Genomic DNA, 14,343 nt, shown 5'->3' with positions numbered 1-14,343 from the left:
AAGCGGCCCCGCGTCCGGAACCGGACACGGGACCGCCGACGAGACGTACGGGACTACAGGGTGATCAGGCCACCGGTCTTGGACCGGGCCGCCTCGAAGCGCGCCGCCGCGTCGGCCCAGTTGACGACGTTCCACCAGGCCTTGACGTAGTCCGGCTTGACGTTCTTGTACTGCAGGTAGAAGGCGTGCTCCCACATGTCGAGCAGCACGATCGGGATCTGTGCGGCCGGCAGGTTCCCCTGCTGGTCGAACAGCTGCATGATGTTCAGCCGCTGGCCGAGGGTGTCCCAGGCCAGGATCGACCAGCCGGAGCCCTGGATGGCGCCGGCGTTGGCGGTGAACTGCCGACGGAAGCCGTCGAACGAGCCGAAGAACTCGTCGATGGCCGCGGCCAGCTCGCCGTCGGGGCTGTCCCCGCCGTCCGGCGACAGGTTCGGCCAGAAGATCGAGTGGTTGATGTGACCACCGAGGTTGAAGGCCAGGTTCTTCTCGAGGCCGTTGATGTTGGCGAAGGAGTCCTTGTCCCGGGCCTCCGCCATCTGCTCCAGGGCCGTGTTCGCGCCCGCGACGTAGGTCGCGTGGTGCTTGTCGTGGTGCAACTCCATGATCTGCCCGGAGATGAACGGCTCGAGTGCGCCGTAGTCATAGGGAAGATCCGGCAACGTGTACTGCGCCATGTGTTCCTCCTGCCGAGAATGGGGCGGTCGCCCGCTCGCGTGGCCGGGGCCCGGCCGGGTTCGCGGACTGGCGATTCTGCTGGATCGGCGTCGCCGCCGATCCACCCGGTTCCGACCCTAACCCGCGCGTCGATCCCACTGCCCGGTACCCCTCCGACGGGTCGTCAACCCGGGTTCCAAGATCATCCCCAGGACGGCAGCCAGGTCTCCATCGTCAGTCGTTCCGGGGTGATCGGAGCGCCGACGAGGATCGGCCACAACCAGATGAAGTTGGCCACGACCAGACCGACGTAGATCGCGACGACGGCCACCGACAGCAGCCGGCGTTCCACGCCCACTTCGCCGAGCAGTCGTGTCCGGCCGGTCGGCGGTGTCCCGGACGACCCGGGTGGTGCGCCGGTCACCGCCGGTCGACGGGCCGGCCCCAGGATGTCGCCCAGCACCAGCACGATCCCCAGCACCAGGAACGGGGCCAGCGGGGTGGCGTAGAAGAAGTACATCTGCCGGTCGAGGTTGGTGAACCACGGGAGGTAGCCCGCGCCGTAGGCGACGAGCACCGCCGCGTACCGCCAGTCCAATCGCCCGACCGCCTTCCACAGCGCCCACACCAGGACGAACAGCGACACCCACCACAGGGCGGGTGTGCCGACCAGGAAGATGCGGCTCACGCAGTCGGTGCGCCCCTGCCCACAGCCGTCCCCGGTGCCGGGGGAGTAGAACAGCACCGGCCGGGTGCTCAGCGGCCACGTCCAGGGCTTGGACTCCCACGGATGGCGCTTGCTCGGATCGGTCGGGGTGAGCAGGTGCGAGTGGAAGTCGAGCATCTTCCACGTCCACTGCCACAGCGAGTTCTTCCACAGCGCACCCAGCTCGTAAAGCGTGCTGCTCTTCCAGTCGTTGCGGTTGTTGGCGGTGGCCACCAGGATGTGCCGGGCCCACGCGGTCTCGGAGGCGAACCAGGCCCACCAGCTACCGACGTAGACCAGCAGCGGGACGACCCCCAGGGACCAGATGGTCGGCAGCAGATCGCGCCGCACGGCGGCCCGAACCGGGCGCCGGACACCGACCTCCCGACGTCCGCACACGTCCCAGACGAAGACCATGACCAGGAAGGCGATGACCCAGTAGGCCCCGGACCACTTGATGCCGGTGGCCAGACCCAGGAAGACGCCGGCCCCGAACCGCCACCACCGCGCCCCGAGCGCGGCCCCCGCCCAGGCTCCGCGGCTGCTCGCCACCTCGACGGCCCCGGCCAGGCTCTCGTGCAGGCGTCGACGTACCTGATCCCGGTCGGCGATGACGCAGGCGAACGCGGCCAGCACGAACAGGGCCTGGAAGACGTCGAGCAGCGCCGTGCGGGCCATGACGTGGCTGACGCCGTCGCAGATCAGCAGGACCCCGGCGATCCCGCCGAGGAGGGTGGAGCCCGTCAACCGCCGGGCCGCCCGGATGATGATGGCCACGCAGAGCACCCCGGCCACCGCGGAGGCGAACCGCCAGCCGAACGGCGTGTAGCCGAACAACGCCTCGCCGATGGCGATGAGCTGCTTGCCCAGCGGTGGATGCACGACCACCCCGTAGGCCTGGTTGTCCTCGATGCCGCCGTTGCGGAGCATCTCCCAGGCCTGGATGGCGTAGTACTTCTCGTCGAAGAGCGGGGTGCCGCCGTCGGCCTTGCTCCCCAGGTCGACCAGCCGCACCACGGCCGCGATGGTCGACAGCAGCAGGGTGACCACCCAGCCGCGCAGCCGGTCCGTCGGCGGGGGCGGGAGCAGCCGGCGGGCTGCGCGCGGGCGGCGGATCGGGGGGATCTCGCCGATGCCTACCACGCCGGTGGCCGGGTCCGTCCGGGCCTCGTCCGGGTCGAGGGGTTCGCCGACCGACGCCCCCCGCAGACGGGCGGGGTCGTCGAGGTCGGCGGACGACACCGGTGGGATGCCCCCCGGGTGGTCGTCCCCGACGGGGGACGACGATCGGTCGCCATCGGCGACGGCGGAGAGCACCGGCATGGGCCGATCGTAAGGTTTGGCCATGGCCGATCCCGGGAGCCCGGACCACCGGGGCGAAGACGACCCCGTTCGCGACGACACGGGACGTCCGGCGGCTGCCGGCGCGTCGCGGCCGGGCGGCCGGCTGGTTCTGGCCGGGACGCCCCTCGGCCGGCCGTCGGACGCCTCCGACGGATTGCGAGCGGTGCTGGCCGACGCCGACGTCGTGGCCGCCGAGGACACCCGCCGCTTCCGGCGTTTGGCCGGTGATCTCGGAGTGACCGTCCGTGGGTCGCTCGTCTCCTATTACGAGGCGGTCGAGCAATCACGGATCCCGGCGCTGCTCGACCGGTTGGCCGACGGGGCGACCGTCGTACTGGTGACGGACGCGGGTATGCCGTCGGTGTCCGACCCCGGCTACCGCCTGGTGGCCGCGGCCGCCGCGGCCGGTCATGTGGTGACGTCGGTCCCGGGTCCGTCCGCCGTCATCACCGCGTTGGCGCTGTCCGGGTTGCCGTCGGACCGGTTCTGCTTCGAAGGGTTCCCGCCGCGGAAGACCGGCGAGCGGGCCCGGGCGCTCGCCGCCCTGGCTGGCGAGACCCGGACGATGGTGTTCTTCGAATCCGTCCACCGGCTCGGCGACTGCGTGGCCGCGATGGCCCAGGCGTTCGGGTCGGACCGGCCGGCCGCGCTCTGCCGGGAGCTGACCAAGACCTACGAACAGGTCATCCGCGGCACCCTCGGCGACCTGGTCGCGGCGGTCGACGCCGGGGTGCGCGGGGAGGTGACGCTCGTCGTGCACGGCGCCACCACCGGTCCGGCCGTCGTGCCGGAGGACGACCAGCTCGCAGCGCAGGTGCAGGAGCTAGTCGACCAGGGCTCGTCCCGTCGCGATGCCGTCGACGCGGTCGCCGCCCGGCACGGTCTGGCCCGCCGGGTCGTCTACCGGGCCGCCACCTGAGGCAACACAGTTGAGCGGGGACCCGACCGGCTGGCAGGGTCGAGGGTGCACGTGCTCTCGCACCACCGAACAGGACGGCTCGACATGACCGACACCCCCGGGCTCAAGGCCCGGCTGCGCACCGATCTCACCGCGGCGATGAAGGCGCGGGACACCCTGACCACCGGGACGCTGCGGATGGCCCTGGCCGCCATCACCACCGCGGAGGTCGCCGGCGACACCGCCAAGGAGCTGTCCGAACCCGAGGTGCTGGCGGTGCTCGGCAAGGAGGTCCGCAAGCGGACCGAGGCGTCCGAGGCGTTCGCGGCCGCCGGCCGCGCGGAGCTCGCCGAGAAGGAGACCGCCGAGGCCGCGGTGCTGACGTCCTACCTGCCGGCCTCGCTGACCGATGACGAGGTGTCGGATCTGGTGAGCGCCGCGGTGTCCGCCGTCGCCGCCGAGACCGGCGCCGAGGTCGGCCCGCGCCAGCTGGGTCTGGTGATCAAGAAGGTGCAGGCGGCCGCCGAGGGCCGCGCCGACGGCAAGCGGATCTCCGCCGCCGTCAAGCAGGCGCTCTCCTGACCGCTGTTCTGACCGGTCCCGCACGGCCCGCGCGGCGGCCCGTGCGGGATCTGTAGCGCGGTCGTCATGCCCCCGACCGCGCGCCGTGCCGGGAGCTTTGCCAAGGTGGGAGGTCAGCGTCCGGTAGGCCGCAGCTCCTGCGCCACCGGACCGACCCGCCCGTGACCCCGTTTCGACCCCAGGACGTCCGAGCACCGCGACGTCCGACACCCCTGGAAGGGCATTCGATGAGCGATTCCACCCCCAAGGCCGACATCGGCGTCACCGGCCTGGCCGTGATGGGTTCCAACCTGGCCCGCAATTTCGCCAGCAAGGGTTTCGTGACCGCGGTCCACAACCGCTCGTACAGCAAGACCACGGCCCTCATCGACGAGCACGGTGGTGACGGTCAGTTCGTCCCGTCCGAGTCGGCGGCCGACTTCGTGGCCTCCCTGGCCACGCCGCGCAAGATCATCATCATGGTCAAGGCGGGTGGCCCCACCGACGCCGTCATCGACGAGTTGTCGGAGCTGCTCGAGCCCGGCGACATCCTGATCGACGGCGGTAACGCCCTGTTCGAGGACACCATCCGCCGGGAGAAGGCGGCCCGCGAGAAGGGCATCCACTTCGTCGGCTGCGGCATCTCCGGCGGTGAGGAGGGCGCGCTGAAGGGCCCGTCGATCATGCCGGGTGGCTCCAAGGAGGCCTACGCCTCGCTCGGCCCGATCCTGGAGAAGATCTCCGCCCACGTCGACGGCGAACCGTGCTGCACCCACATCGGCACCGACGGGGCCGGCCACTTCGTCAAGATGGTGCACAACGGCATCGAGTACGCCGACATGCAGTTGATCGCCGAGGCCTACGACCTGCTGCGCCGCGGCGCCGGGATGGAGCCGGCCGAGATCGCCGAGGTCTTCGCCGAATGGAACCGCGGCGACCTGGACTCCTTCCTCATCGAGATCACCGCCGAGGTGCTCAAGCAGGTCGACGCCGAGACCGGCAAGCCTTTCGTCGACGTCGTGGTCGACGCGGCCGGCATGAAGGGCACCGGCACCTGGACGGTGCAGACCGCGCTGACGCTGGGCATCCCGGTGACCGGTATCGCCGAGTCGGTGTTCGCCCGCGGGCTGTCGTCGTCCACGAAGCAGCGGGCCGGGGCCGGCAACCTGCCGGGCCCGTCGCAGCCGTGGTCGGTCAAGGACCGCGACGCCTTCGTCGAGGACGTCCGGCTGGCGCTCTACGCGTCCAAGATCGTCGCCTACGCGCAGGGCTTCGACGAGATCGTCGCCGGCGCGGCACAGTACGACTGGGAGATCGACCGCGGCGCCGTCGCCCGCATCTGGCGGGGTGGCTGCATCATCCGGGCCCGTTTCCTCAACCGCATCACCGAGGCCTACGCCGACAACCCGGAGCTCGCGTCCCTGCTGTTCGCGCCGTTCTTCACCGACGTGGTCAGCAAGGGCCAGGACTCGTGGCGCCGGGTGGTCGCCGGGGCCGCCCAGTCGGGCATTCCGACGCCGGTGTTCGCGTCCTCGCTGGCCTACTACGACGGGCTGCGCACCGAGCGGCTGCCCGCCGCGCTCATCCAGGGCCAGCGGGACTTCTTCGGCGCCCACACGTACCAGCGGGTCGACAAGGAAGGCACCTTCCACACCCTGTGGTCCGGTGACCGCAGCGAGATCCAGGAGGACGGGCATACCCCCGGCGTCAACGCCCCGGTGAAGTCCGGCAGCTGATCGATCTCGACGCCCGTGACTGGCGCAGGGGCAGCTGAAGTCAGCTGTCCCTGCGCCAGTCGCCGTTCCGGCCCGTCCGGTGGGGGACGGGCGCTCCTCCGCCGACCACTAGCCTGAACGTATGAGCGTTCCTGTTCTCACCGCGGTGGCCTGGCCCTACGCCAACGGCCCGCGGCACATCGGTCACGTGTCCGGGTTCGGCGTTCCCGCCGACGTCTTCTCCCGCTACCAGCGGATGGCCGGCAACGACGTGCTGATGGTGTCGGGAACGGACGAGCACGGCACCCCGATCCTGGTGCAGGCCGACCAGGAGGGCGTCACTCCCCGGCAGCTGGCCGACCGGTACAACGAGGTCATCGTGGAGGACCTGGCCGGCCTCGGTCTGTCCTACGACCTGTTCACCCGCACGTCGACCCGCAACCACTACGCGGTGGTGCAGGAGCTGTTCCGCACGGTCCACCGCAACGGCTACCTCGTCCCGCAGACCACGATGTCGGCGATCTCGCCGTCCACCGGGCGCACCCTGCCCGACCGCTACATCGAAGGCACCTGTCCGATCTGCGGGTACGACGGAGCCCGCGGCGACCAGTGCGACAACTGCGGCAACCAGCTCGACCCCATCGACCTGATCAACCCGGTGTCCCGGATCAACGGCGAGACCCCGGTCTTCACCGAGTCCGAGCATCTGTTCCTCGACCTGCCCGCGCTGGCTGGAGCGCTGGGTGACTGGCTGCGCACCCGCACCGACTGGCGCCCGAATGTCCTGCGGTTCTCCATGAACCTGCTGGACGACCTCAAGCCGCGGGCCATGACCCGCGACATCGACTGGGGCATCCCGGTGCCGCTGGACGGTTGGCGCGACCGGCCGGACAAGAAGCTCTACGTCTGGTTCGACGCGGTCATCGGTTACCTGTCGGCGTCGATCGAGTGGGCCCGCCGGTTCGGCACCACCGCCGGTGACGGCGGACGCCCGGACGCCGACGCCTGGCAGCGCTGGTGGTCCCCCGAGGGCCGCGACGGGGTGGCCGGCGCGAAGGCCTATTACTTCATGGGCAAGGACAACATCACCTTCCACAGCCAGATCTGGCCGGCCGAGCTGCTGGCCTACGACGGCCGGGGCGTGCACGGCGGTGCGCCCGGTCGGCTGGGGCAGCTGAACCTGCCGACCGAGGTCGTCTCCAGCGAGTTCCTGACGATGAGCGGTTCCAAGTTCTCCACCTCGCGACGCACCGTCATCTACGTCCGCGATTTCCTGCGCGAGTTCGGGCCGGACGCGCTGCGGTACTTCATCGCCGCGGCCGGCCCGGAGACCCAGGACGCCGACTTCACCTGGGAGGAGTTCGTCCGCCGCACGAACTTCGAGCTGGCCAACGAGTGGGGCAACCTGGTCAACCGCTCGATCGCGATGGCCAACAAGAACTTCGGGGCGGTGCCCGCCCCGACGGCGCCCACCGCACAGGACGCCGAGCTGTTGGCCGCCTCCGCTGCCGCGTTCGATACGGTCGGAGACCTGTTGTCCCGCAGCCGGTTCAAGGCCGCGTCGGCCGAGGCGATGCGCGTCGCCGGGCTGGCCAACAAGTACCTGTCCGACACCGAGCCGTGGAAGCTGGCGAAAAGCACCGATCCGGCCGACCGGGAACGCCAGGGCACCATCCTGCACACCGCGCTGCAGGTCGTCGACGACGTCAAGACGCTGCTCACCCCGTTCCTGCCGCACGCCGGTCAGCAGGTCCATGACGCGCTCGGCGGGTCCGGGGTCTGGGCCGCGCAGCCGGAGATCCAGCGGGTCACCGATTTCGATGATGACGTCGAAGGTGTCGGCACCCCGCCGGTCGCCGAGTATCCGGTGCTCACTGGTGACTACCGCTCCGAGCAGGCCGCCTGGCGGCGCACCGAGATCGAGGTGGGCCGTCCGCTGGCCAAGCCGACGCCGCTGTTCACCAAGCTCGACCCCGGGCTGGGGGAGACAGGACCGGACTGGGCGCCTGTCCAGTGACCCAGCCGGTCAGCACCCCGGCCGGTGAGCTGCACCCGGCGGTGGTCGAGAAGAAGCTGGTCTCGGCGCCCGCGCCGTTGCCCGCGCCGGTCGTCGACGCGCACACCCACCTGGACGCCTGCGGCTGCCGCGACGCCGAGGATGTGGTCGCGGCGATGGCCCGGGCCGCCGCGGTCGGGGTGCGGCAGGTGGTGACGGTGGCCGACGACCTGGCCTCGGCCCGGTGGGCGGTGCGGGCGGCCCACTGGCACCCGGACGTGTACGCGGCGGTGGCGCTGCATCCCACCCGGGCCGATGCCCTGGACGAGGCGGCCCGCGCCGAGCTGGAACGGTTGGCCGCCGATCCCCGGGTGGTGGCGATCGGGGAGACGGGCCTGGACTTCTACTGGGACTACGCCCAACCGGATGTGCAGCGTGACGCCTTCGCCTGGCACATCGATCTGGCCAAGCGGGTCGGCAAGCCGCTGATGATCCACGACCGGGACGCCCACGACGCGATCCTGGACGTCCTGGACGCCGAGGGGGCGCCGGACACCGTCGTCTTCCACTGCTTTTCCGGGGATGCCGACTTCGCCCGCCGCTGCGTGGACGCGGGCCATTTCCTGTCGTTCGCCGGGCCGGTCAGTTTCCGGAATGCGCCGGCCCTGCAGGAGGCCGCTCGCATGGTGCCCGTCGACCGGCTGCTGGTCGAGACCGACGCCCCGTTCCTGACGCCCCATCCGCACCGGGGACGGCGGAACGAGCCCTTCGCCCTGCCGTGGACGGTCCGAGCGCTTGCCGCGCTCCGCGAAGTGGATGCGACGGAGTTGGCCGATCAGACCCGCTTGGCCACCCATTTGGCCTATCCGTCAATGGGCGTTGTCAGCCATATGCCGGAGTAATTGTCCGAATCGATCAAGGCGGATACGCCACAAGGTTATGGCCTGCACCACAGTTGGTTCATCAGCCTTTCACATCGTTTGCTCATCCGTTATCGTTCCGTAATAGCAGCTGGGATGGATCGCTGCCACGTCGAACTGGAAACGGAAACACGAGCCACCGGATACACCCACTCCGACCGTTCTCACGGTCGCGCCGAGAAGGTCGGACGCGCGTCAGCGTCCGCGCAGGGTGACGGTGTGACAGACATTTCCGCCACCATTCTCCGTCAATTCGGAGGAATTGTTCGCCATGGCCCCTGCCCGGACACCACGACGCTAGGACATGACTATGGGCGCGCATTCTGACAACGTCACCGCCGGCACCGACGCGACCGAGGAATTCGGTTCCGTCGCCGTCGCCGAGCCGCAGGACACCGATTCCACCAGCTCGACCGGCACCGCCTCGACCGGACGCAAGCTCCGCAAGCCCGTGCTGGCCGTCGCCGCCGCACTGGCCGTCGCGCTGGTCGCCGGCGGCAGCATCGCCGCCGCCATGAACAAGACCGTGACCATCACCGTCGACGGCCAGGCCCAGGAGATCTCCACCTTCTCCGGCTCGGTCTCCGGTGCCCTGGAGTCCGCCGGTCTCTCCGTCTCCGAGCACGACATGCTCGCCCCGGCTGCGGACACGGCCATCCAGGACGGCTCGCAGATCGCCATCGAGCGCGGTCGCCTGCTGACCCTCAGCATCGACGGCCAGACCCGTGAGGTGTGGACGACGGCCGATACCGTCGAAGAGGCGCTGACCGAGCTGGGCCAGAACCCGGCCTCCTACACGCTGTCCGCCGACCGGTCCCGCGAGATCCCGCTGGACGGTCTGGCGCTGTCCGCCGAGACCATCCACTCGGCCACCGTGGCCGATGGGGCCGGCGCCGCGGAGGGCGTGCAGTCCTCCGCCGAGACCGTCGGCGCTCTCCTGGCCGAGCGTGGCATCACCCTCGGCGAGCTCGACACCGTCGCCCCCGCGGCGGAGACCCCGCTGAGCGACGGCCTGCAGATCGCCGTCACCCGCGTCGCCAAGACCACCGTGACCGAGCAGGTCGACGTCCCGCAGCCCGCTGACCAGCAGGTCGAGGACTCGTCCGCCACGGTCGGCACCTCGACGGTCACCCAGCAGGGCACCGCCGGCAAGGACCAGGTGACCTACGAGGTGACCAGCACCAACGGTGCCGAGACCAGCAAGGTCGAGACCGGTCGCAGCCCGCTCACCGCGGCCCAGCCGACCATCGTCTCCGTCGGCACCAAGGAGCCGGTCAAGGTCAGCGCCCCGGCGCAGTCCTCGAGCCGCTCGTCGCAGAGCCAGTCCGCCTCGTCGGAGTCCTCCTCCCGGTCGGCGTCGTCCGCGCAGTCCAGCGCGCCCGCGCAGGAGTCCGCCAGCAGCTCCTCCTCGTCGTCCAGCACCCCGGCGCCGTCCTCCAGCGGTTCCAGTGGCATCAACTGGGACGGCATCGCGCAGTGCGAGTCGACCAACAACTGGTCGATCAACACCGGTAACGGCTACTACGGCGGCCTGCAGTTCGACATCCCCACCTGGAACAGCGGCGGGGGCAGCCAGTACGCGTCCCGTCCCGACCTCGCGAGCCGTGAACAGCAGATCGCGGTGGCCGAGAACGTGGCCGCCACCCGGGGCAGCTCGCCGTGGGCGTGCGCCAGCCACGGCTGATGACGACAGCGGGGTGCGTGTCCCGCTGACCGGCTGAGCGACGGGCCCCGATCCCTCTGGGATCGGGGCCCGTCGTCGTCTGCGGTGCCGACACCGACTGTCGGGCCGGAGTCCGTTTCGTCGGCCGCAGACCCGGATGCCCCGATGATGCTCGGCAATTTCCACGTTCTGTATTGACCGGATAACCCTCGGTCATTTGTGGGTGTGACGAATCCAACGGATGTCGCCAACTCATTGCCGCCGCATTCGCGGCTCGTTATTGTTCTGTGATAGAAGCCGGGATGGGACGTGTTCGGTGCCCCGCATCGAACCACCACGGTTTCCGCCGGCAGGCGGCAGGTCGCCGATCGTCTCCAGATCGTGCGCGGCCCGCGGATCGCAATTCTTTCGCCGATGAGCGGGAATGCGATCACGCCTGCGTGCGCCGGCACGTGCCTCTCCGTCGCGAGATGCGCCTGGACTGCGCCGGACGTCGGAAATCCCCTGCCCGGGACTACGTGCCCCACGGATGGACCCTTGACCGCCGAGCTCGACACCCCCGCCCAGCCGACCCCGCCGGCCGCCGCAGGCGAACCCGCCCGCCGCCCCGGACGCCGCCGGGTGGTCGTCATCGCCACCGCGGTCGGTCTGGCCCTCGCCGCCGTCGGCGGCGGCACCGCCGCCGCCCTCAGCAAGTCCGTCACCGTTGTCGTCGACGGCCAGTCCCAGCAGGTCCGCACGTTCGCCGGCTCCGTGTCCGGCGCCCTGGCGGCAGCCGATCAGACCGCCGGTGATCACGACATCGTGGCCCCCGCCGTCGACGCGCCCGTCCATGACGGCGACACCATCGCGCTGCAGAAGGCCAAGCCGTTCACGCTCGACATCGACGGCATACAGCAGCAGGCCTGGACCACCGCCGACACGGTGGAGGAGGCCCTGGTGCAGCTCGGCCAGGACCCGTCCGCCTACCAGCTGTCCGCCGACCGGTCCCGCGAGATCCCGTTGGACGGCCTGGAGGTCACGGCGTCGCCGCTGCACAGCGTGACCCTGACGGTGGCCGGCGCGGCCACCCCCGTGACCAGCGGCGCCGCGACCGTGGCCGACCTGCTGGCCGACCAGGGCGTCACCCTGTCACCGACCGACACCGTCGCCCCCGACGCGACCACCCCGGTCACCGACGGCCTGCAGATCACCGTCGACCGGGTGTTGACGGCCACCGTGACCGACACCGTCGAGATCCCGGCGCCCGAGCAGCGCGTCGAGGACCCGAACGCCAACAAGGGCACCTCCGCCGTCACCCAGGCCGGCGTTCCCGGCCAGCAGCAGGTCACCAGCGAGGTGACCACCGTCAACGGGGCCGAGACCGCGCGCCAGGAGACCGGTCGCGTCACCGTCAAGGAGCCGGTCCCGACCATCATCAGCGACGGCACCAAGTCGACCCTCGAGACGCGGGGCAACCGGGTCTTCTTCAACGACACCGAGTTCGGCGTGAACTGGGACGGCCTGGCGTACTGCGAGTCGACCAACAACCCCAAGGCGACGTTCTACCCGTCCGGCTTCCCGGCGACCTTCGGGCTGTTCCAGTTCGACCTGCCGACCTGGCAGTCGGTCGACGGCACCGGCAATCCGATGGACGCCAGTCCGGAGGAGCAGCTCATGCGGGCCAAGATGCTGTACCAGAAGCGCGGTCTGGAGCCGTGGCTGTGCCGCGATGCGGCGTCCGGTCCGCCGCCGGCCTGACCGACCCTCTTCATGACGTCCGCGAGCGCGCCCTTCCCCATCCGGGAAGGGCGCGTTCGCGGTTTCGGGCCGGCCCGAGCGGCGTGCCCGCCCGGACGCGTCGCGTCGGCCACGACCCGCGTGTGAGTATGACGCGGTGACGGAACGACCACGGGTGACGCTGCTCGGCGCCGGCGAGATCCGGCGGTTGGCGGAGGAACTCGATCTCCGCCCGACCAAGACGCTGGGGCAGAACTTCGTCCTCGACGGCAACACGGTGCGGCGGATCGTGGCGGCCGCCGATCTGCGGTCGACCGAGCACGTCCTGGAGGTCGGTCCCGGCCTCGGCTCGCTCACCCTGGCCCTGCTGGACACGGTCGGTGCGGTGACCGCGGTGGAGATCGACCCCCGGCTGGCCGATCTGCTGCCGCGGACGGTCGCCGAGCACGCCCCGACCCGGCGCACCGCCCTCCAGGTGATCGCGGCGGACGCGATGACCGTGACCGCCGATCGCCTCGTGCTGCCCGAGGAGGTCGCGGCCCCGGCCGAACCGACCGCGCTGGTCGCCAATCTGCCGTATAACGTGGCCGTCCCCGTGCTGCTGCACCTGCTGGCCGAGGTGCCCACCCTGCGGCGGGTGCTGGTCATGGTCCAGGCCGAGGTGGCCGATCGGCTCGCCGCCGAACCTGGGTCCAAGGTCTACGGGGCGCCGAGCGCGAAGGTGGCCTGGTACGGGGTGGCCCGGCGGGCCGGTTCGATCAGCCGCAATGTCTTCTGGCCGGTCCCCGGCGTGGACTCCGCCCTGGTCTCGGTCGACGTGCACCGGCACCCGCGCACGGACGACCGGGCCGCGACGTTCGCCGTCGTCGACGCCGCTTTCGCGCAGCGCCGCAAGACCCTGCGCGCCGCTCTGACCGGATGGGCCGGGTCGTCGGCTTTCGCCCAGGAGATCTGTGAGCGCGCGGACGTCGACCCCGGGGCCCGGGGCGAGACGTTGCGCATCGACGATTTCACCCGGATCGCCGACGCGATGAAGGCCGTCGACCGGGGCGAGCAGGAGTGAACGGACCGACGTGAGCGAACGACGAGGACGGCTGAGCCCGGTGGGCCCACCCCGGGCGGTGGCCGCGGGCGGCGCGGTGCGGGTGCAGGCCCCGGCCAAGATCAACCTCCACCTGGGCGTGGGCCCGCTCCGTGACGACGGCTACCACGACCTGGTGTCGGTGTTCCATGCGGTCGATCTGGCCGACGATGTCGTCATCGCCCCGGCCGTCCGTTCGTCGGTCACCTGCGAACCGGCCGACGGGGTGCCGTCGGGGACGGACAATCTGGCCGGCGCCGCCGCCGCGGCGCTCCGCCGTCGCCGCAAAACCGGTTCCCCCGTTGCCATCTCGATCACCAAGCGGATCCCGGTGGCGGGCGGCATGGCCGGCGGCAGCGCCGACGCGGCCGCGGCCCTGGTCGGCTGCGCGGCCCTGTGGGGGATCGAGACCACCCGCGGCGAGCTGATCGACATCGGGGCCGAGCTCGGCTCCGACGTCCCGTTCGCGTTGACCGGCGGAACCGCCGTGGGCACCGGGCGGGGGGAACGGTTGTCGCCGGTCCTCTCCCGGATCCGGCTGCACTGGGTGCTCGCGCTGTCCGCGGAGGGCCTGTCCACCCCGGCGGTCTTCGCCGAACTCGACCGGCTGCGGGAGATCGGCGACCCCCCACGGGTCGGACCGGTGGAGACCATGCTGGCCGCGCTGGCCGGCGGTGACGCCGCCGCGGTGGCCGCCGCCCTCGGCAACGACCTGCAGGCCGCGGCGATCTCCCTGCAACCGGGCCTCCGGCGCACTCTGCGGGCCGGGGTGGCGGCGGGCGCGCTGGCCGGGGTGGTGTCCGGGTCCGGCCCCACGGTCGCGCTGCTGTGCGCGGACGCCGAGTCGGCCGCCGCGGTCGCTGCGGAACTGGCCGGCAGCGGCACCTGCCGCTCGGTGCGGGTGGCCACGGGTCCGGCCCCGGGAGCCCGCGTCGTCGGCTGAGTCACCCCACCCACCCCGCCCGCGCCCCCCCCCCGCGACTTGGTAAAGCCCGCCGCTTTTCCGTCGCGGAGACGGCGTGTTCCGCCCAGTCGCGAGAGGGGTCGCGGAGGTGCCGTGCGCGACTCGGTCAAGCCCGCCGC

At 71.2% G+C, this 14,343-nt stretch carries 11 protein-coding genes; 9 read left to right on the top strand and 2 right to left on the bottom strand.

The genetic code is table 11. The features are described from left to right. Positions 1 to 53 precede the first annotated feature (53 nt). Together FDO65_RS09540 and FDO65_RS09535 are read right to left on the bottom strand one after the other, a co-directional pair. A complete protein-coding gene (locus FDO65_RS09540) occupies positions 54 to 677 on the bottom strand; it encodes a superoxide dismutase (RefSeq protein ID WP_137449072.1) in 624 nt (207 codons plus the stop codon). Between the two features lie 182 nt (positions 678 to 859). After that, positions 860 to 2,686 carry a dolichyl-phosphate-mannose--protein mannosyltransferase gene (locus FDO65_RS09535; protein ID WP_137449071.1) on the bottom strand — a complete coding sequence of 609 codons (1,827 nt, stop codon included), beginning with the start codon at positions 2,684 to 2,686 and terminating at the stop codon, positions 860 to 862. A gap of 22 nt (positions 2,687 to 2,708) precedes the next feature. Between FDO65_RS09535 and rsmI the strand changes: the two genes are divergently transcribed. The 9 genes from rsmI to FDO65_RS09490 all read left to right on the top strand — a co-directional run bounded on the left by rsmI (position 2,709) and on the right by FDO65_RS09490 (position 14,203). Next, complete coding sequence (gene rsmI, locus FDO65_RS09530; RefSeq protein ID WP_137449070.1) at positions 2,709 to 3,626, top strand: 16S rRNA (cytidine(1402)-2'-O)-methyltransferase; 918 nt, start codon at positions 2,709 to 2,711, stop codon at positions 3,624 to 3,626. An 84-nt stretch (positions 3,627 to 3,710) separates the two neighbouring features. Further along, a complete protein-coding gene (locus tag FDO65_RS09525) occupies positions 3,711 to 4,187 on the top strand; it encodes a GatB/YqeY domain-containing protein (protein WP_137449069.1) in 477 nt (158 codons plus the stop codon). Between the two features lie 227 nt (positions 4,188 to 4,414). Next, on the top strand, positions 4,415 to 5,902 hold the full coding sequence (gndA, locus tag FDO65_RS09520) for an NADP-dependent phosphogluconate dehydrogenase (protein WP_137449068.1): 1,488 nt from the start codon (positions 4,415 to 4,417) through the stop codon (positions 5,900 to 5,902). Positions 5,903 to 6,023: 121 nt separating this feature from the next. Then, a complete protein-coding gene (metG, locus tag FDO65_RS09515; RefSeq protein WP_137449067.1) occupies positions 6,024 to 7,898 on the top strand; it encodes a methionine--tRNA ligase in 1,875 nt (624 codons plus the stop codon). 41 nt (positions 7,899 to 7,939) lie between these two features. Further along, positions 7,940 to 8,779 carry a TatD family hydrolase gene (locus FDO65_RS09510; RefSeq protein WP_137449696.1) on the top strand — a complete coding sequence of 280 codons (840 nt, stop codon included), beginning with the start codon at positions 7,940 to 7,942 and terminating at the stop codon, positions 8,777 to 8,779. A gap of 328 nt (positions 8,780 to 9,107) precedes the next feature. Then, positions 9,108 to 10,481, top strand: coding sequence for a resuscitation-promoting factor (locus FDO65_RS23065; protein ID WP_166442107.1), 1,374 nt, complete (start codon positions 9,108 to 9,110; stop codon positions 10,479 to 10,481). Between the two features lie 516 nt (positions 10,482 to 10,997). Beyond that, positions 10,998 to 12,200 (top strand): resuscitation-promoting factor, encoded by a 1,203-nt coding sequence (locus FDO65_RS09500; protein WP_166442106.1) that lies wholly within the window; start codon positions 10,998 to 11,000, stop codon positions 12,198 to 12,200. Between the two features lie 136 nt (positions 12,201 to 12,336). Continuing rightward, positions 12,337 to 13,242, top strand: a complete 906-nt coding sequence (gene rsmA, locus FDO65_RS09495; protein ID WP_137449064.1) for a 16S rRNA (adenine(1518)-N(6)/adenine(1519)-N(6))-dimethyltransferase RsmA — start codon at positions 12,337 to 12,339, stop codon at positions 13,240 to 13,242. Positions 13,243 to 13,300: 58 nt separating this feature from the next. Next, a complete protein-coding gene (locus FDO65_RS09490) occupies positions 13,301 to 14,203 on the top strand; it encodes a 4-(cytidine 5'-diphospho)-2-C-methyl-D-erythritol kinase (RefSeq protein WP_205849973.1) in 903 nt (300 codons plus the stop codon). Positions 14,204 to 14,343: the final 140 nt, after the last annotated feature.

It is taken from the genome of Nakamurella flava, from assembly GCF_005298075.1.
GTDB lineage: Bacteria > Actinomycetota > Actinomycetes > Mycobacteriales > Nakamurellaceae > Nakamurella > Nakamurella flava.
Note: the sequence above shows the minus strand (reverse complement) of the source record. Positions and strands in the feature narration are given on the sequence as shown.

What these genes read in the sequence shown, in the direction of transcription:
- FDO65_RS09540 (WP_137449072.1), bottom strand. Translation starts at nt 677, where the DNA reads ATGGCGCAGTACACGTTGCCGGATCTTCCCTATGACTACGGCGCACTC.
- FDO65_RS09535 (WP_137449071.1), bottom strand. Translation starts at nt 2,686, where the DNA reads ATGCCGGTGCTCTCCGCCGTCGCCGATGGCGACCGATCGTCGTCCCCC.
- rsmI (WP_137449070.1), top strand. Translation starts at nt 2,709, where the DNA reads ATGGCCGATCCCGGGAGCCCGGACCACCGGGGCGAAGACGACCCCGTT.
- FDO65_RS09525 (WP_137449069.1), top strand. Translation starts at nt 3,711, where the DNA reads ATGACCGACACCCCCGGGCTCAAGGCCCGGCTGCGCACCGATCTCACC.
- gndA (WP_137449068.1), top strand. Translation starts at nt 4,415, where the DNA reads ATGAGCGATTCCACCCCCAAGGCCGACATCGGCGTCACCGGCCTGGCC.
- metG (WP_137449067.1), top strand. Translation starts at nt 6,024, where the DNA reads ATGAGCGTTCCTGTTCTCACCGCGGTGGCCTGGCCCTACGCCAACGGC.
- FDO65_RS23065 (WP_166442107.1), top strand. Translation starts at nt 9,108, where the DNA reads ATGGGCGCGCATTCTGACAACGTCACCGCCGGCACCGACGCGACCGAG.